Annotated in this window: 14 protein-coding genes; 4 read left to right on the top strand and 10 right to left on the bottom strand. The window is 72.2% G+C overall.

All coding sequences use genetic code 11. The annotated features are described in order from the left end of the window. Positions 1-47 precede the first annotated feature (47 nt). Positions 48-1,562 (top strand): glycosyltransferase family 39 protein, encoded by a 1,515-nt coding sequence (locus AB8O64_RS27735; protein WP_370421992.1) that lies wholly within the window; start codon positions 48-50, stop codon positions 1,560-1,562. A 155-nt stretch (positions 1,563-1,717) separates the two neighbouring features. Beyond that, positions 1,718-2,809 carry a hypothetical protein gene (locus tag AB8O64_RS27740; protein WP_370421993.1) on the top strand — a complete coding sequence of 364 codons (1,092 nt, stop codon included), beginning with the start codon at positions 1,718-1,720 and terminating at the stop codon, positions 2,807-2,809. A gap of 134 nt (positions 2,810-2,943) precedes the next feature. On the opposite strand, the gene AB8O64_RS27745 is transcribed toward AB8O64_RS27740, so the two are convergent. From AB8O64_RS27745 to AB8O64_RS27765, 5 genes are all read right to left on the bottom strand, one after another. Further along, on the bottom strand, positions 2,944-4,053 hold the full coding sequence (locus AB8O64_RS27745; protein ID WP_370421994.1) for an NlpC/P60 family protein: 1,110 nt from the start codon (positions 4,051-4,053) through the stop codon (positions 2,944-2,946). A gap of 77 nt (positions 4,054-4,130) precedes the next feature. Continuing rightward, positions 4,131-4,613 carry a poly-gamma-glutamate biosynthesis protein PgsC/CapC gene (locus AB8O64_RS27750; protein WP_130881708.1) on the bottom strand — a complete coding sequence of 161 codons (483 nt, stop codon included), beginning with the start codon at positions 4,611-4,613 and terminating at the stop codon, positions 4,131-4,133. Further along, positions 4,610-5,824 (bottom strand): poly-gamma-glutamate synthase PgsB, encoded by a 1,215-nt coding sequence (gene pgsB / locus AB8O64_RS27755; protein ID WP_370421996.1) that lies wholly within the window; start codon positions 5,822-5,824, stop codon positions 4,610-4,612. The genes AB8O64_RS27750 and pgsB overlap by 4 nt, the downstream gene beginning before the upstream one ends. 5 nt (positions 5,825-5,829) lie before the next feature. Continuing rightward, positions 5,830-8,055 (bottom strand): HAMP domain-containing protein, encoded by a 2,226-nt coding sequence (locus tag AB8O64_RS27760; RefSeq protein ID WP_370421997.1) that lies wholly within the window; start codon positions 8,053-8,055, stop codon positions 5,830-5,832. Positions 8,056-8,251: 196 nt separating this feature from the next. After that, a complete protein-coding gene (locus tag AB8O64_RS27765) occupies positions 8,252-9,406 on the bottom strand; it encodes a CapA family protein (protein ID WP_370421998.1) in 1,155 nt (384 codons plus the stop codon). Positions 9,407-9,424: 18 nt separating this feature from the next. On the opposite strand from AB8O64_RS27765, the gene AB8O64_RS27770 reads away from it, so the two are divergent. Then, on the top strand, positions 9,425-10,426 hold the full coding sequence (locus tag AB8O64_RS27770) for a hypothetical protein (RefSeq protein WP_370422000.1): 1,002 nt from the start codon (positions 9,425-9,427) through the stop codon (positions 10,424-10,426). 219 nt (positions 10,427-10,645) lie between these two features. Here AB8O64_RS27770 and AB8O64_RS27775 read toward each other — a convergent pair whose 3' ends face one another. From AB8O64_RS27775 to AB8O64_RS27795, 5 genes are all read right to left on the bottom strand, one after another. After that, complete coding sequence (locus tag AB8O64_RS27775) at positions 10,646-12,772, bottom strand: 3-hydroxyacyl-CoA dehydrogenase NAD-binding domain-containing protein (protein WP_370422001.1); 2,127 nt, start codon at positions 12,770-12,772, stop codon at positions 10,646-10,648. Then, the gene (locus tag AB8O64_RS27780) at positions 12,769-13,989 is read right to left on the bottom strand and encodes an acetyl-CoA C-acyltransferase (protein ID WP_370422003.1); all 1,221 of its coding nucleotides are present in this window, start codon (positions 13,987-13,989) and stop codon (positions 12,769-12,771) included. The genes AB8O64_RS27775 and AB8O64_RS27780 overlap by 4 nt, the downstream gene beginning before the upstream one ends. A 240-nt stretch (positions 13,990-14,229) precedes the next feature. Beyond that, positions 14,230-15,507 (bottom strand): ribonuclease D, encoded by a 1,278-nt coding sequence (locus AB8O64_RS27785; protein ID WP_356458900.1) that lies wholly within the window; start codon positions 15,505-15,507, stop codon positions 14,230-14,232. Between the two features lie 77 nt (positions 15,508-15,584). Then, positions 15,585-16,247 carry a response regulator transcription factor gene (locus tag AB8O64_RS27790; RefSeq protein ID WP_130881701.1) on the bottom strand — a complete coding sequence of 221 codons (663 nt, stop codon included), beginning with the start codon at positions 16,245-16,247 and terminating at the stop codon, positions 15,585-15,587. A 163-nt stretch (positions 16,248-16,410) separates the two neighbouring features. After that, positions 16,411-17,067, bottom strand: coding sequence for a DUF3000 domain-containing protein (locus AB8O64_RS27795; protein WP_338932326.1), 657 nt, complete (start codon positions 17,065-17,067; stop codon positions 16,411-16,413). 90 nt (positions 17,068-17,157) lie between these two features. On the opposite strand from AB8O64_RS27795, the gene hemE reads away from it, so the two are divergent. Next, a complete protein-coding gene (gene hemE / locus AB8O64_RS27800) occupies positions 17,158-18,222 on the top strand; it encodes a uroporphyrinogen decarboxylase (protein ID WP_365214355.1) in 1,065 nt (354 codons plus the stop codon). Positions 18,223-18,286 lie beyond the last annotated feature (64 nt).

Genomic DNA, 18,286 nt, shown 5'->3' on the forward strand with positions numbered 1-18,286 from the left:
CGTATGTCAGCTCTGAACGGGGCATACGGGGCCATAGGTTGACGTGCATGTCAGTAGTGCAGCGCGTCGCCGCCCCGGCCCCCGCCCCGGGCGCACGGCCCGACGGGCCGCCCACCGCGCCCGGGGCCGGTCGTTTCTGGCCCCGGCTGCTGCCGGTGCTGTGCGCCCTGGCCGTGACGACCCGACTGCCGTCCTTCACCCGCCCCCTGTGGAACCCCGACGAGGGCTTCCTCGCCACCGAGGCCCGGATGCTCGCCCGGGGGGCCGTCCTCTACAGCACCGTCGTCGACCGCAAACCGCCCCTGCTTCCCTGGCTGTACCAGCTGTGCTTCGGGCTCTTCGGCGACGACTCGCTGCTGCCCGTCAAGATCCTGGCGGTGTCGGCGCAACTGCTGACGGCGGTCCTGCTCGCCTCGCTCGCCCACCGCCGCTGGGGGGAACGGGCCGGCCGCACGGCGGGCGTGCTGTATCTGCTGGTGTCCATCGGCCTCGACCCCGAGGACGCGCAGGCCGCCACCTTCGAGGTGTTCATGGTGCCGTGGACGGCGGCCGCCATGTGGTGCGCGGACCGCGGCCGTTGGTCGGCCGCCGGGCTCGCCGTCGCGGGCGCCGTGCTCACCAAGCAGACCGGCGGCGCGGTGCTCGCCCCCGTCCTCCTGCTGCTGTGCGCCCATCACCGGCGCGCGGCCGGTGCCGGCGCCCTGGCCCTCGGGCTCGTCCTGCCCGTCGCCGCGGTCGCCTGGCTCACCGGGCCCGCCCGGCTGCTGTTCTGGACGGTGACCGGCTCCGGTTCGTACGCGTCGGCGCAGGGGGTCCTCACGCTCGCGCTCAGCCGCGCCGCGTTCAACGCGGGGGTCCTCTGCGCCGGTTGCGCCGGACTGCTCGTCCCCGTCGTGGTGCTGCTGCTGACCCGTCGCCGGGTCGCGCCGCCCGAGCTGTGGCTGTGGACGGCCGCCTCGGCCGTGGCCGTCACCACCGGCTTCCACTTCTTCGGCCACTACTACCTCCAGCTGCTGCCGCCGCTGACCCTGCTGGGCACCTCGGCGCTGTGCGCACTGCCCCGCCCGGCGTCCCGGCCGGCCATCACCGGAGCCGTGCTGACCTGCTCCTTCTTCCTGACCTGGGGGCTCACCTCGTACGCGCCCGGCCTTTCGCACTCCCTGGAGGTGGCCCGCGCCGCCCGGGAGCGGACCGCGCCCACCGACCGGGTGCTGTTCTGGGGCATACACCCCGAGCAGTACTGGTTCGCGGACCGGCAACCCGCCGGGCACTGCCTGACCGCCGGACTGCTGACCAACTACAGCGGCGGTCGCGGCCCTTCGCGCGTCGGCGAGGCGTACGGAGTGCCGGGCACCTGGCCCGTCCTCCGGCGCGAGCTGAGTCTGCGTCCGCCCGCCCTCATCGTCGACGACTCACGGGGCAAACCATACAAGCCGTCCCGTATGCCCTCCCTGCGGGCGGTCCTCGACCGGCGCTACGAGCGGGTGGCCGTCGTCGACGGCGCCGTCCTCTATGCCCGCCGGCCCGGCCCCCCGCCGACGACACCTGGGAGAGCCGCATAAACGGAAAACGCACCCGATATTCGCGCACAACCGGAATGTTATTGTCGAGGGTCGACGAATGGGGTCCATGCGGTGCCGAATTGAGCCCGCCTTCCTGAAACCAGGGCCCCGACGCCGACTCCCCGGATGACGACCAGAGAGGCTGGCAGCGAGTCATGGCAGTGCGGACGGCCACCCCGACCACCGGCTGGCTGCTGCGGGGTGCGGACGGGCGGCTGACGGCCTACGCGCCGACCGCCGGCGGCCTCGCGCGCTGGACCGAGACCCGGCCCGGCGGCCCGGAGTGGACCGGCCCGCAGCTGCTGACCGTGCCGGGCCTGGAGCCGTACCTCTCCCTCACCCAGAACGCCGCCGGCTACGTCTACCTCGTCGGTCTGCGACGGCGTGAGCTGGACGACGGCCGCACCGAGACCGATGTCGTCTACGCGACCCAGTTCCAGTCGGGCCGGGCGCTGACGCCCTGGCGCTCGATCGGTACGCCCTACGGCCAGGACGCGCAGCGGGCGGACCAGATCGGTGTCCCCACCGCGGTCGTCGACTCGGTCGGCCTGCACGTCTTCGTGCGCAACGCCGGCGACGGGGTGTGCGGACGGCGCCAGGACGGCCGGGGCATCTGGCAGGCCTGGACGGACATGAAGGGCAGCCATGTCCTCGACGAGCTCACCGCGGCCAGGACGGACGCCGGGCGGATCGAACTCCTCGCCCCCGCCGCCGAGTTCGTGGTGCGCTGGCGGCAGGAGGAGGCCGGCGGCCCGCTGCGGCGGATCCTCAACCTCCCCGCGAAGCCCATGGCCGGCACGTCCAGCTCGGCCCCCACCGGCGACGACCGCATCACCCACTTCTGGCGGGACGCCACGGACTCCGCGCTGCACGCCCACCGCTCCGAGGGCTCCGCGAGCACCGGCGGCGAGGAGGGCGTCGACACCCCCTGCCCCACCGTCTCCGGCGGCACCGGCTCCGGCCCGGTCGCGGCGCTGCGCGCCACCGTCGACGGCCACGGCTGCACGGTCCTGGCCCAGCGGGCCGCGTCCGGGCTGCCCGCCCTCGCCGCGTACCCCGCCGACGACGAGCAGGCGGACGTCTTCTGGTCCGAGACCGGTGAGGAGTGCGTGGGCGCGCCCGCGCTGGCCCTCGACGCCCACGGCCGGGTGGTGCTCGCCGCCCTCGGCACCGACGGCCGGCTGCGCGTCGCCCGTCAGCGGATGGACGAAGCCGGGCTGGCCCTGGGGGCCTGGGACCGGGTGTGAGGCCGTCGGCCTGGCCGGCCGGTCTTTGCCGCGGCGGGCGCCCTGCGGGCGCGTCCTCAACCGCCGGACGGGATGCGGTGCCGTGTCCTCAATCGCCGGACGGGCTCAAATGAGCCCGTCCGGCGAACCGGCTCTCAGAGCCGCTTCGCGCTGCGCAGTCCCGCCGCGTAGTAGCCGCTGCCGTCCAGGCGGGCGGTGCCGCCCTTGTCGCCGAACGTCGGGCCGTTGGCCTCTTCCCGGCTGGAGATGAAGCGGGGCTTGCCGTCGGTGTCCAGGCCCATGTACATGCCGACGTGGTCGAGCCGATCGCCGGTACGGCGGTCGACCTTGAAGAACACCAGGTCGCCCGGCTGGAGACGGTCGATGTTGTCGGGGCGCTTGTCACCCAGCTCGATCACCGGCACACCGGGGGAGAGCCGGGCCATGCCGTTGGCGGTGCGCGGCAGGCCGTCGCCCTTGACGTCCTTGCTCATCAGCGGATACCGCGCGCGGTACCCGAAGATCGTGCGGATGTACCCCGAGCAGTCGATCGAGCGGAACCGCATGGGCTCCGGGCGCTCCACCGTGCCGTCGCGGAAGGTGTAGGTGATGCCCAGGTAGTCGTTGAAGTCCGACTGCTCCAGGCGCAGGTCCGCGCCTTCCGAGCCCTTCGGGTTCAGCGGGCCGAAGTGCGCGTCGCCGGTGTACGGCACGCCCTGCGCGTCCTTCTTCTGCGGGGCGCCGTCCAGGTACTCCATGGAGATGGCGAAGATGTCCGGCTCCTTGCTGCTCGCCATCTTGCCGAACCAGTCCTTGAACCAGGCGGCCTTCTCCGAGCCCGCCTTCCACGGCTGCGGCAGGAGGCGGATCCAGCTGTCCGTCGTCACCTTCGCCGAGGTGAACTTGGGCTCGGCGAAGGTGCGGCTGGGACCGGTGAGGACGGCGGTGCGGGCGTTGTCCGTGAAGGTGGCCAGCACGCTGCCGTCGCCGGAGCGCACGACCGTGCGCGCCGGGTTGGCCAGCCGCTCGAAGCGCTGCTCGCCGGAGGCGGGCTTGGCACCGCCGGCCGCCGTGGTCGCCCCGGCTATGGACTCGACGGGCGGGGCCGTCTCGGGCTGCTTCTCGCGCAGCTCCACGGTCAGGTACGCGCTGGTGCCGAGCAGTCCGAGCACGACCAGCGTGTGGACCACGTTCCTCGATCGCGGGCCCGCGGGCCCGCCCGTGGCGCTCGGGCCCTTCGTCTTACGTTCCTTCTTCCGGGACATGGATACGCTCCGTGGGCTGCGTGTCGGGAGGGGCGGGAGAGTCTGGGGGAGGCGCCGGCGGGGGCGCCCCGGGCCGGTCAGGCCGTGGGCATGAAGCCGAGCAGGATTCCGGCGGTCAGGACGACGTAGTTGGCGAGCGAGACGGTTCCGGTGGCCAGCAGCGTCGCGCCGCGCGGCTGCCGGACCAGCTGGTAGGCGATCAGACCGGGGACGATGAAGCCGAGGGTCTGGTTGGCGTACATCAGCGGGAACTGCTGCTGGAGGATGACGTACAAGGTTGCCTGGAGCACCACGCCGGTCAGCACGACGGCCGCGAACAGCCGCTTGCCGTAGAGGATCACATAGCGCTGGAGCAGCAGCGTGGACAGATAGGTCAGGACGGTGATGCCGACCACCATGGCCGCGCGCTGGAGGTCCTCGACCAGGGTGAGTGCCAGCCAGCCCGGGGTGATCATGCCACCGGGGGAGAGATTGGTCGTGAGGTAGCAGACCAGCGAGAACAGCAGCCCGAGGGCGATCCCGATGGCGGCGATCTCCGGAGTGAGGACGGCGGGGATCAACGGAATTCTCCTGTGCTCTGCGTCTGCGGTTCGTCTGCGGGCAGTTCGGCCAGCCGCTCCAGGAGCAGCTCGCCCTGGCCGTGGATGTTGCCGATGGCGATCAGCGAGGCGCCCGGGCCCAGCCGGCCGAGGATCTCGGAGGTGAGCTCGCCGGGGTCGCGGCGGTCGCCGCCGAGGTCGACGACACGGTCACGCCACTCGGCGGGAATCGCGTCGGCGGCGCTCTTGGTGGGGTGGCCGATGAGGAAGACCGAGTCCGGGGCCAGCCGGGGGATGATCTCGCCCATCTGCCCGTTGCGCTCCACACGGTCGGGGCGGCAGTTGATCAGGACGTGCAGCGGCCGCTCGATGGCGCCGAGGCTGAGCAGCTGCTCGACGTTCATCAGCGTCGACTCGGGGTCGTTGGCCGCGAAGATGTTGGCGAAGCGGAACGGCATGCCCTCGGGGGTGAGGTAGCGCTCCACGGACAGCACACCGGGGTCCGGCGGCGCGTCGTACATGCCCTGCAGGGCGGTGGCGCGCTCCACGCCGAGCAGCTCGGCGACGGCCAGCGCGATGGCGACGTTCTCCTTGAAGGTGAACCAGCTGAAGCCGCGCAGCTCCGCGTCGGTGACCGTCTCCGGGTCCACCGCGATCAGCCGGCAGTTCCGCTTGTCGGCCTCCTCCTGGAGGATGTGCAGCCGGTCGACCTCGGCCGTCACACAGATGCCGTTGTGCGGCATGGAGCGGCTGAGCGAGCGGGCCACGTCGTCCAGGGTCGGGCCCATCTCGGCGAGGTGGTCCTCGCGGACGTTGCACAGCACGCCGATCGTGGAGCGGATCAGCTTGGTCTGGTTGACCTCCTGGAGCGCCGGCATGACGGCCATGCACTCGATCACCAGGGCGTGCGGGCGGTACGCGGCGGCGCGCCGCACGATGCCGATCTGCTCGACGACGTTGGCGATGCCGAACTTGCGGTAGACCGGCTCCTCGGTGGCGTCCGGGTGGATGAAGCGGGCGGCGGTGCCGGTGGTCTTGGCGACCGTGACCAGATCACCGCCGCGCAGCGCGCCCGCGCACAGCCGGGTGATGGAGCTCTTGCCGCGGATGCCGTTGATGAGCACCCGGGTGGGGATGAGGTCCAGGTTGGTGTAGTGGCGGCGCTGTTCGATCACCCCGGCGACCAGCACGATGGCGCAGCAGATCACGAGGACCGTGTAGAGGAAGAGCACGGCGGTCAGTTCCTTCCGGCCGGCTTGGCCGACGCCCCGGTGGCGGGGCGCAGCTGCTGGCGGATGAGTTCCAGGTTCCGTACGACCGCGCCGACCTCGTCGTGGTGCTGGGGGAACAGGACGGTCTTCCGGTCACCGCCGGCCAGCGCCTCGGCCTGGTCGGCGAGGTTGCGCAGGGGGCGGATGACGATGATGTGCAGCCAGCCCAGGCAGGCCACGGCCGCGGTCACGCCGAGCAGTCCGGCGAGCATGGTGTGCCGCTCGGCCGTGTACTCGGGCAGCTCCAGCCAGGCGGCGGGCTGGGCGCTGATGACCTGCCAGTCCAGTCCCTTGACCGCGCCGTTGTCGCTGAAGGGCGCGGCGGCGGCGATGGAGGAGTTCCGCGAGCGGTGCAGGATGGCGGTGCCGTCGGCGTCGCGGCGGGCCGAGACGGCCAGGTCGTTGAGATGACGGCCGGGCAGCTTGGCGAAGGCGCGGTAGCCGTGCGCCCGGTCGGCCGCGATGATCCGGTGCTTCTTGTCGACCAGCCAGACCTGGCCGAGGCCGGGCCGGGTGACCAGGGAGATCAGGAACTGGGTGTCGTACTCGCCGACCACCGTGCGGCCCTTGCCGCCGGGCACCGCGGCGTAGGCCGCGACGGCCGGCTCCTTGCCGGAGGTGTTGAGCTGGACGACGGAGTCGGGGTGCGGCTTCTTCCCGCCCGGGTGCCGGGGGGAGTCACCGGCCCGGGAGAGGACCTTGCCGTCGCCGTCGAGGACGTAGACCGAGCGGTAGCGGCTGTGCTCGCGCAGGGTCGTCTCCAGGACGGCCTTGTCCGCACCGTCCTTGCCGTCGCCCGCGCCGACGATCTGCGCGACCGAGGCCACGTCGGCCCAGCCCTCGTTGAGCGCCTTGCGGACCCGGTCGGCGGCGGTGTCGGTGCGGCGGCGCTGGTCCTCGACGAGCTGCTGGGGCACGGTCACGGTGCTGCCGGCCCGGTTGAGCAGGAACAGCAGCGGCGCCGACCAGGCGAGCAGGACGGCGGCGCACACGATGACGGTGCCGCGCGTGCCGAAGCCGCCGCGGGCCCGGCCGGTGCGGGTGGGGCGGCCGCCGAGGCGCTGCTTGCGCAGGCTCTCCAGGGCGGCGCCGATGCGGGCGGGCTCCCGGCCCCGGAACTGGCGCACCGGGCGGTCCAGCTCGCCCCGGCTGAGCCGGCGGCTCTCCAGGTACAGCTGGAGCAGCGGTCGTTGGACGGTCCGCAGCAGCACCCAGCCCACCACGAGGGCCAGGGCGAGCAGGATGCCCGCCGCCGCGAGCCCGAAGGCCTGGGTGCGCACCGCCGAGATGTCCTCGGTCACCTCGACCGAGGTGATCACCGACAGGCCGAGGGCGCCCGCGGCGCTGGTCTCGCCGGGGGCGCGGCCGGCCGCCGCGTAGCCCACGGCCGTACGCTCCTCGCCGCGCTTGCCGCCGCCCATCAGGTGGCCGCTGGCGCCGGGGTGGCCACCGGGCTCGGGGGTCTTGGCCGAATCCGCGGCCGCGGTCTTCCGGGCCTTCTCGGCCCACGACTTGCGGGCCACCGACGGGCCGTCGCTGGCCAGGACGGTGCCGGCGGAGTCGACGACGAGCAGGGTGCGGTCCTCGCCGGAGGAGATGCCGGGGACGTTCAGGGTGCCGGAGGCGACGAGCAGCCGCGGCCGGTCGCCGCCGCGCAGGGCGGCCACGACGAGCATCCGGGTCTCGCCGGACCGCAGCTTCACCAGCCGCGGCCCCAGACCGAACGCCGCCTTGCCGTCCTTGTCGTCGTCCTTGGCTTCGGGTGCGCCCTTGAGGACGGTGGCGAGCGGGATGTTCTCACCGCGCGCGGCCAGCAGGGTTCCGCCCACGGGGTCGATGACCGCGGTGCCGCGCCACTTGTTGTAGACCTTGCCGAGCTTGTCCAGGACCGTGTCGGCCGGTACCGGCTCGGGGCCGGTGAACAGGGCTGCGGCGCGCTGGAGGTCGGTCGCGCTCTCGTCGAGCGAGGCGCGCAGCGAGAGGGCGCCGTCCTCGGCCACATGCTGCTGGGAGGTCAGGACCGCCGCGTCGAGGCTCGCCCGGTCACGGTCGCCGAGGACCAGTGCCGTCGCCCCCGCCACCGCCAGCAACAGGGCCAGCAGGGCGGCTATCGGCGGACGGGCGCCGCCCAACAGCGGCATGTCCGCACGGCGGCGGGCCTTGCGTCGACGTGAGCCGCGCGAAGCGGACAACGGGATTCCTCTCGTCACGGCACGGGACATGCCGGGACCACGAGATACCTGTCACTGTCCGTCGCACTGCGTATATGTACGGTGAAACGTTCGGATTCTAAGCAAGATTCGAACGCTTTACCAAAACCGTAAGTGTCGACGCAATGCCTGAGCGCGTCAATGGGATCTTGCTCACGCTCCGGCGCACCCGCTCTGGTCAGGGCTTTTCCGTGACGGCGAGGGGCCGCAGCCCGTCCTTCTCGCCGCCCCGGTTCAGCACGATCCCGCGCGTGCGCTCGTATGCCGTCCGGTAGCGCGCCTTCTGGTCGTCCGAGAGGCCCTTGCCGCCGTCCTTCAGCGCCGCCGCCACGTCCACCACCCGGATCTTCGGCTCCAGCTCCACCAGCGTGGGCACGTACCGGGCGTCCGTCACCGACCACTTGCCGTTGTTCCGGGTGAAGGTGAAGCGGCCCATCACGCCCTCCTCGGTGATGCCGAGCGGCTTGGCGTGCCGGGCCACCTGATTGCCCAGGCCGTACGCGACCCAGGTGCGGCGCACCTTCTCGAAGGGCTGCACGACGTGCGCGTGGTGACCGACGACGAGGTCGATGCCCGTCTTCCTGGCTATCAGCTCGGCCTGGCGCAGCTGGCTCTTGCTGGCCTCGTTGTGCTGCTCGCGACCCCAGTGGATGCTGGCGAAGACGACCTCCGCGCCCGCGGCGCGGGCCGCCTTCTCGTCCTTGGCCATCCGCTTCACGTCCACGGTGTTGACCAGCCACGGCTTGTCCTTCGGCACGGTCGTGTCGTTGAAGCCGTAGGAGTAGGACAGCTGCGCGACCTTCACCCCCTTGACGTCCAGGATGAGGGGGGTGGCCGCCTCCTTGGCGTTGCGCGCCGAGCCGGTGTGCTTGAGCCCCGCCTTGTCCAGCGTGTCCAGGGTCCGCTTCACGGCCTCCGGGCCGTGGTCGAGCGTGTGGTTGGACGCCGTCGAGCAGGTGTCGTAGCCGATGTCCTTGAGGGTGGTCGCGATCTGCGGCGGCACGCTGAACTTCCGGTAGCCGAGGAACGGGCCCTTGGGGTCCGCCATGACGGTCTCCATGTGGCAGACCGCGAGATCCGCCTGGCTCACCACCGGCTTGATCCCGGCCATGACGGCACTGAAGTCGGGCCCCTGGCCGCCCTTGTCCTTCGCGTCCTTGTTCGCCTGGTCGGTGATCTCCGGGTGAATGAGAATGTCACCGCCCGCGGCCAGCGTGAAGGAAGCATCACCGGCCGGTGCGGCGTCCTCGCGGGTGTAGAGGTAGCCTGCGGTCGAGGCTCCGACGACGGCCGTGGCGGCCAGGACGAGGGCGATACGGCGAGAGCGCTTCACCGGGGTATTTTTACCAACATGAGGCTCAAGCCGGAAATCACCAGCGCCGTGACGGCATCCGCGCTGCTCGGCGCGGTGGCGCTGATCGGGCTGACCGGCTGCTCGAGCGCATCGAAGAACCCCCGCCCGCACCAGGGCGGCCGGCCCGTCGAATCCGCCGACCCCGGCGGCTCCGTCGACCTCAGGCAGTGGATCACGGGCTTCACCGACCGCATCACCCAGAGCGGCGGCTACCGCGTCCCCACCGCGAACGAGCGCCACGCGATAGCCGACGGCGTCCGCCTCGTCCTCGACGGGAAGCAGCCGGAGGCCGAGCGCTCCCTGTCCGCCGTCGGCTACACCCTGCGCACCCTCGTCGACCGCGACGGCGGCATGGAGGTCGCGGAGATCGCCGACGCCACCAAGGACGGCGAGGCCCGGCGCGGCTGGGGCCGGATCTATGTGGACCTGCGCGGCCCGGCCCGCTGGTCGGTGCAGGTCCCGCACCCGACCGCCGACCAGCGCACCGAACAGCTCGGCATCGGCCTGCTGCGCAGTTCCCCCGGCGGCGTGCTCGTCGTCGCCGGCGCGCACCGCAACGCCGGGGCGGACGGCGACGAGCGGGAGGAAGAGGACGCGGCCGACGTCGCCCACCGCTCGGACTCGGTCTTCGCCGCCGTCTCCGACACCCTCGCCGACCGCCGGCTGCCCGCCATCCAGGTGCACGGCTTCGCCGACAGCAGCTCCCCCGGCAACGACGTCGTCGTCTCGCCCGGCAAGGGCGACGCGGGCCTGCCCGCCGCCCGCCGGCTGTCCAACGCGCTGCGCAAGCTGCGCCTGCACACGTGTGAGGTGTGGCAGCGCGACTGCGGCCGGCTGGAGGGCCGCACCAATGTCGAGGGCGACCACGCGGACGCGGTCGACGTCCCCTTCCTGCACGTCGAGCACAGCCGCCGGGTACGCGACGACGACCGGCTCCTCGCCCAGGCGGTCCGGGCCATGACCGAGGTCACCAAGCGCTGGAGCACCGGCCGCCGGTGACAGGGCCTGTCCCGGCGGATCCTTGCGGAACAGCGACGGCGCCGGGGCACCTTTCGGCGGTGGCCGGGGGAGCGTCGCAAGGCGGAGGATCGTCCTCGTGCCGGGCGTATCCGGGTGAAACGACGAAGAGCCGGACGGGCTGACCAGCCCGTCCGGCACTCGAGGACTTCCTCGGCGGATCCGGGGCCCTGGGGGCCCCTTCACCGCCGTTCCGGCGCGTTACGCCGGGACGCTCGCCACACCCTGCGGCAGGAACCGCCGGCCGGCGGCCCGCTCGGAGACGCCCTCACGGTCCAGGTACGGAGTGATGCCGCCCAGGTGGAAGGGCCAGCCCGCGCCGGTGATCAGGCACAGGTCGATGTCCTGCGCCTCGGCGACGACGCCCTCGTCCAGCATCAGACCGATCTCCTGCGCCACCGCGTCCAGCACCCGGTCGCGCACCTGCTCCTCGGTCAGGACGACATCGCCCTGCTTCAGCAGCGCCGCGACCTCGGGGTCCAGCTCCGGCTTGCCGGAGTCGTAGACGTAGAAGCCGCGCTTGCCGGCCTTGACCACGGCGGCCAGGTTCGGCGAGACGGTGAACCGGTCCGGGAAGGCGCGGTTGAGGGTTTCGGAGACGTGCAGACCGATGGCCGGGCCGACCAGCTCCAGGAGCACCAGCGGCGACATCGGCAGACCGAGCGGCTCGACGGCCTTCTCGGCGGTGGCCACCGGGGTGCCCTCGTCGATGACGTTCTGGATCTCGCCCATGAAGCGGGTGAGGATGCGGTTGACGACGAACGCCGGGGCGTCCTTCACCAGCACCGCGGTCTTCTTCAGCTTCTTGGCCACGCCGAAGGCGGTGGCCAGCGACGCGTCGTCGGTCTGCTCGCCGCGGACGATCTCCAGCAGCGGGAGGATCGCGACCGGGTTGAAGAAGTGGAAGCCCACGACCCGCTCGGGGTTCTTGAGCTTCGACGCCATCTCGGAGACCGACAGCGAGGAGGTGTTGGTGGCCAGGATCGCGTGGGCCGGAACGACCGCCTCGACCTCGGCGAACACCTGCTGCTTGACGCCCATCTCCTCGAAGACGGCCTCGATGACGAAGTCCGCGTCGCCGAAGGCGGCGGCCTTGTCGAGCGAGCCGGAGACCAGGCCCTTGAGACGGTTGGCCTTGTCCTGGTTGACGCGGCCCTTGAGCAGCAGCTTGTCGATCTCGCCGTGGACATAGCCCACGCCCTTGTCGACACGCTCCTGGTCGATGTCGGTCAGTACGACCGGCACCTCGAGGCGGCGCGCGAAGAGCAGCGCGAGCTGAGAGGCCATCAGACCGGCGCCGACGACGCCCACCTTGGTGACCGGGCGGGCCAGCGACTTGTCCGGGGCACCCGCCGGGCGCTTGGCGCGCTTCTGCACCAGGTTGAAGGCGTAGATGCCGCCGCGCAGCTCGCCACCCATGATCAGGTCGGCCAGCGCCTGGTCCTCGGCGTCGAAGCCGGCGCGCAGGTCGCCGTTCTTCGCCGCGGCGATGATCTCCAGCGCGCGGTACGCGGCCGGGGCCGCGCCGTGCACCTTGGAGTCGGCGATGGCCTTGCCACGGGCGACGGCCTGGTCCCAGCCCTCACCGCGGTCGATCTCGGCCCGGACGACCTCGGTGTCACCCTTGAGGACCGAAGCGGTCCACAGCAGCGACTGCTCGAGGAAGTCCGCACCCTCGAACAGGGCGTCCGCGATGCCGAGGTCGAAGACCTGCTTGCCGCGCAGCTGCTTGTTCTGGTTGAGCGAGTTCTCGATGATCACCGAGACCGCGCGGTCCGCGCCGATGAGGTTCGGCAGCAGGGCGCAGCCGCCCCAGCCGGGGACCAGACCGAGGAAGACCTCGGGCAGCGAGAAGGCGGGGATCGCCTTGGAGACCGTGCGGTACGTGCAGTGCAGACCGACCTCGACGCCGCCGCCCATCGCGGCACCGTTGTAGTACGCGAAGGTCGGCACGGCCAGCTGCGACAGCCGCTTGAAGACGTCGTGGCCGCCCTTGCCGATGGCCAGCGCGTCCTCGTGGCGCTTCAGCAGCTCGACGCCCTTGAGGTCGGCGCCGACCGCGAAGATGAACGGCTTGCCGGTCAGACCGGCACCGACGATCTCGCCGGCCGCGGCCTCGGCCTCGAGCTGGTCGATCGCAGCGTTCAGGTTCGCGAGCGACTGCGGACCGAAGGTGGTCGGCTTGGTGTGGTCCAGGCCGTTGTCCAGCGTGACGAGCGCGAAGCGCCCGGCGCCGAAGGGCAGGTCGAGGTGGCGCACGTGCGCCTGGGTCACGACCTCGCCCGGGAACAGCTTGGCCGCGCCCTTCAGGAGTTCAGTGGTGCTCACTTGTTGCCTCCGTCGAAGTGCGGGTTCTCCCAGATGACCGTTCCGCCCATGCCGAAGCCGACACACATGGTCGTGAGGCCGTAGCGGACGTGCGGCTGCTCCTCGAACTGCCGCGCCAGCTGCGTCATCAGGCGCACGCCCGACGAGGCCAGCGGGTGGCCGAAGGCGATCGCGCCGCCGTACTGGTTGACGCGCGGGTCGTCGTCCGCGATGCCGTAGTGGTCCAGGAGCGAGAGCACCTGCACCGCGAAGGCCTCGTTGACCTCGAAGAGACCGATGTCGTCGATCGTCAGGCCCGCCTTGGCGAGGGCCTTCTGGGTCGCCGGGACCGGGCCGATGCCCATGACCTCGGGCTCGACGCCCGCGAAGGCGTAGCTCACCAGGCGCATCTTGACCGGCAGGCCCAGCTCGCGCGCCACGTCCTCGGCGGCGATCAGCGAGGCGGTGGCACCGTCGTTGAGACCGGCGGCGTTGCCCGCGGTGACCCGGCCGTGCGGGCGGAAGGGGGTCTTGAGACCCGCCAGGTTCGCCAGCGTGGTGCCCGGGCGCATCGGCTCGTCGACCGTGGCCAGGCCCCAACCGGTCTCGCCGGCCTCGGCGTTGGTGCGGCGGATGGAGATCGGCACCAGATCGGCCTGGATCTTGCCGTCGGCGTACGCCTTCGCGGCCTTCTCCTGGCTGCGGACCGCGTACTCGTCGGCGCGCTGCTTGGTGATGTGCGGCAGACGGTCGTGCAGGTTCTCGGCGGTCATGCCCATGAAGAGGGCGGACTCGTCGACCAGCTTCTCCGACACGAAGCGCGGGTTCGGGTCCACGCCCTCGCCCATGGGGTGACGGCCCATGTGCTCGACACCGCCCGCGACGGCGATGTCGTACGCACCGAAGGAGAGCCCACCGGCGACGGCGGTCACGGCGGTCATCGCACCGGCGCACATGCGGTCGATGGAGTAGCCGGGCACGGACTGCGGGAGGCCCGCGAGGATGCCGGCGGTGCGGCCGAGGGTCAGGCCCTGGTCGCCGATCTGCGTCGTCGCGGCGAGGGCGACCTCGTCGATACGGGCCGGGTCCAGGCCGGGGTTGCGGCGCAGCAGCTCCCGGATGCACTTGACGACCATGTCGTCGGCGCGGGTCTCGTGGTAGATGCCCTTCGGGCCCGCCTTGCCGAACGGGGTGCGGACGCCGTCGACGAAAACGACGTCCCTAGCGGTACGAGGCACGTTGGCTCTCCTCCAGATGCGGGATCGCTGCGCGCGGGCACGCCGGTACGGCTCCGCCGCGGTGCGGGCTGACACCGTCATGCTACTTGCGGGTAACCATGCTGCCCAGTCCCCCGGGCGGGAGCGTCGAAGGTCACATTCCGTGGGCGTCGACCCGCGGCGGACGAAGGGGGCGGGAGCCCGTGCGAAAGGGCCCCCGCTCTGCCGTTTCGGCAGGGCAGGGGCCCTTCGGGCGGCGGACTAGGCCACCGGTGAGGTCAGCGCCGTCACCAGGACGGGGGTCACCTGTTCGATCTGCCAGGGGCGGGCGCCGTGGGCGGTGAGGATCTCGGCCACGGCCTCCGGCGTCGCCTCCTTCGGGGGCTCCCAGCACAGCCGGCGGACCGTGTCCGGAGTGATCAGGTTCTCCTGCGGCATCGTCAGCCGCTCGGCCAGGGCCGAGACCGCCGCGCGAGCCGTCGACAGCCGCGCCGCGGCGACCGGGTCCTTGTCCGCCCACGCGCGCGGCGGCGGCGGGCCCGTCAGGGGCTGGCCGGGCTGCGGCAGTTCCGCGTCCGGGATCGCCTTCGCGCGGTCGACGGCGGCCTGCCACTGCTCGAGCTGTTTGCGGCTCATCCGGTGGCCGAAGCCGGTCAGGGCCGCGAGCGCGTGGGCGTTCGCCGGCACGTTGAGGGCGGCCTCGATGATCGCGCCGTCACTGAGCACCTTGCCCGGCGAGACGTCGCGGCGCTGGGCCACCTGGTCGCGCACGGTCCACAGCTCGCGGACCACGGCCATCTGCCGGCGCCTGCGCACCTTGTGCATGCCGGACGTGCGGCGCCAGGGGTCCTTGCGGGGCGGGGCGGGCGGGGCCGCGGCGATGGCCGCGAACTCCTGGCGGGCCCACTCCAGCTTGCCCTGCCGGTCCAGCTCCTCCTCCAGCGCGTCGCGCAGGTCCACCAGCAGCTCGACGTCGAGCGCCGCGTAGCGCAGCCACGGGTCGGGCAGCGGGCGGGTGGACCAGTCCACGGCGGAGTGGCCCTTCTCCAGGGCGTAGCCGAGGACGTTCTCGACCATCGCGCCGAGTCCGACGCGTGCGAACCCCGCGAGCCGTCCCGCGAGCTCCGTGTCGAAGAGCCGCGACGGCGTCATCCCTATCTCGCGCAGACAGGGCAGGTCCTGGGTGGCGGCGTGCAGCACCCACTCGGCGTCGGCGACGGCCTCGCCGAGGGAGGAGAGGTCGGGGCAGCCGACCGGGTCGATCAGTGCGGAGCCGGCACCCTCACGGCGCAGCTGCACGAGGTAGGCGCGCTGGCCGTAGCGGTAGCCGGAGGCGCGCTCGGCGTCGACGGCGACGGGTCCCGTGCCTGCTGCGAACGCCGCGACGACCTCGGCCAGGGCATCGTTGTCAGCGACGACCGGCGGGATGCCTTCGCGTGGTTCCAGCAAGGGGATCGGCGCCGAATCGACGTCGTCCGGGGGAGCGCCCCCGGTGGTTCGCAGTGTCGTGTCTTCTGCGGTCTCTTGGGCGTCGGTCACCGGTCAAGGGTATCTGTGTATGGCAAGCGCCCGTCGACGGAACGTTCCGTCGACGGGCGTGATGCGTTTTCGCGGGGTCAGTGGATGATGCCGGTGCGCAGCGCCACGGCCACCATTCCGGCCCGGTCGCCGGTGCCGAGCTTGCGCGCGATGCGGGCGAGGTGGCTCTTGACGGTGAGGGCGGACAGGCCCATCGAGACGCCGATCGCCTTGTTGGACTGGCCTTCCGCCACCAGGCGCAGGACCTCGACCTCACGGCCGGACAGCTCGCGGTAGCCGCCGGGGTGGCCGGGCGCGCCGGGCGGGCGGCGGTGCATCCGGGCCGCGGCGGCGGAGCCGATGGGGGCGGCGCCGGGACGGCCGGGGAGGCCGAGATTGGTGCGGGTGCCGGTGACGACGTAGCCCTTGACGCCGCCCGCGAGGGCGTTGCGCACGGCGCCGATGTCGTCCGCGGCGGACAGGGCGAGGCCGTTGGGCCAACCCGCCGCGCGGGTCTCTGAGAGCAGGGTGAGGCCGGACCCGTCGGGGAGGTGGACGTCGGCCACGCAGATGTCGCGCGGGCTGCCGACGCGGGGGCGGGCTTCGGCGATGGACGAGGCCTCGATCACATCCCGCACGCCCAGGGCCCACAGATGACGGGTGACGGTGGAACGGACGCGGGGGTCGGCGACGACGACCATGGCCGTCGGCTTGGTCGGTCGATAGGCGAGGCTCGCAGGTTGCTCGAGGAGAACGGACACCAGGCCTCCAGGGGGAGTGGCGGTGACGGTGCCGACTTGGGGCTAAGCCGGGGCGATCCGTATGGGAAGGGTCACAAGCCTCTTCGGCACCCAACCGTCCCGCCTTTAGGGAATGATCACGAATTGATGAGTAACAATTCGGGCAATTCGGACGGCTGACCGATCAACGGCTCTGCGGACCGCGCCGCTGCGGAAGCGTCACGACCCCGGCGTCCGGCGGCCCGCCCGGCGGCAGTCCCGCGATCTGGCAGAGCAGATCGCACCAGGCCGCGAGGTGTGCCGCGGTGTCCGGCGCCTGCGGCACGCCCCCCGGCCCGCTGGTGTCCGTCGGCGACCACGACGCCCGGATCTCGATCCGCGTCGACGGCTCCCGCTCCGCGAGCCCGCCGAAGTAGTGCGACCCGGCCCGGGTCACCGTGCCGCTCGGCGCGCCGTACGGCACCCGGCGGGCCTCCAGCGCGCCCGTCAGCCAGGACCAGCAGACCTCCGGCAGCAGCGGGTCCGCGGCCATCTCCGGCTCCAGATCGGCGTGCACGAGCGTCACCATGCGGAACGTACCGCCCCAGGCGTCGTGCCCCGCCGGATCGTGCAGCAGGATCAGCCGCCCGTCCGCCAGCTCCTCGTCGTCCACGACGACCGCGGCCTCCAGCGCGTACGAGAAGGGGGCCAGCCGCTGGGGCGGCGGGGTGGCGTCGAGTTCGATCTCCGGCCGCAGGCGCACTCCTTGCAGCCCGGCGACCGCCTGCCGGAAGACGGACGGGGAGCCCTCCCCGTCCGCGTCGTCCGGACCGTCCGAGAGGTGTCCCTGCGCCGCAGCCATGCCCGGAAGACTAGGCGGAAGAGGCCGCTCTTCCGGGTAGGACACCCACACGGGCGGGTCACTCGTTCGGCCCGTGCGAAGATTTGGGGCATGAGTGAGCGCAGCCAGCTTCAGACCGGCCGCACCGCGGCGCACGACTCGGCGTTCCTGCGGGCGTGCCGACGCGAACCCGTACCGCATACCCCGGTCTGGTTCATGCGGCAGGCGGGACGCTCCCTTCCCGAGTACCGCAAGGTCCGCGAGGGCACCGCCATGCTGGAGTCCTGCATGCGCCCCGACCTCGTCACCGAGATCACCCTCCAGCCCGTGCGCCGCCACAACGTCGACGCCGCGATCTTCTTCAGCGACATCGTCGTCCCGCTCAAGGCCATCGGCATCGACCTCGACATCAAGCCCGGCGTCGGCCCGGTCGTGGCACAGCCGATCCGCAGCCGCGCCGACCTCGAGCGGCTGCGCCCGCTCGACGCGGACGACGTGCCGTACGTGACCGAGGCCATCGGCATGCTCACCGCCGAGCTGGGCACCACCCCGCTCATCGGCTTCGCCGGGGCCCCCTTCACGCTGGCCAGCTACCTCGTCGAGGGCGGCCCGTCGCGCAACCACGAGCACACCAAGGCGCTCATGTACGGCGACCCCGAGCTGTGGGCCGACCTCCTCGACCGCCTGGCGGACATCACCGCCGCCTTCCTGAAGGTGCAGATCGAGGCGGGCGCCTCGGCCGTGCAGCTCTTCGACTCCTGGGTCGGCGCCCTGGCCCCGGCCGACTACCGCCGCTCCGTCATGCCCGCCTCGGCCAAGGTCTTCGACGCCGTCGCCGACTACGGCGTGCCGCGCATCCACTTCGGCGTCGGCACCGGCGAGCTCCTCGGCCTCATGGGCGAGGCCGGCGCGGACGTCGTCGGCGTCGACTGGCGCATCCCCATGGACGAGGCCGCGCGCCGTGTCGGCCCCGGCAAGGCGCTCCAGGGCAACCTCGACCCGGCCGTCCTCTTCGCCGGCCACGAGGCCGTCGAGACCAAGGCCCGCGAGGTCCTGGACGCGGCGGCGAAGCTGGAGGGCCACGTCTTCAACCTCGGCCACGGCGTGCTGCCCACCACCGACCCGGACGCGCTGACCCGCCTGGTCGCGTACGTCCACGAGCAGACGGCCCGCTAGGGCCTGGCCGGCCGGTCCGGCCGACGGCCGACCCGGGCTGGTTGTGGCTGAGCTCAGCCACAAC

Source organism: Streptomyces sp. QH1-20, from assembly GCF_041283565.1.
Classification (GTDB): domain Bacteria; phylum Actinomycetota; class Actinomycetes; order Streptomycetales; family Streptomycetaceae; genus Streptomyces; species Streptomyces syringius.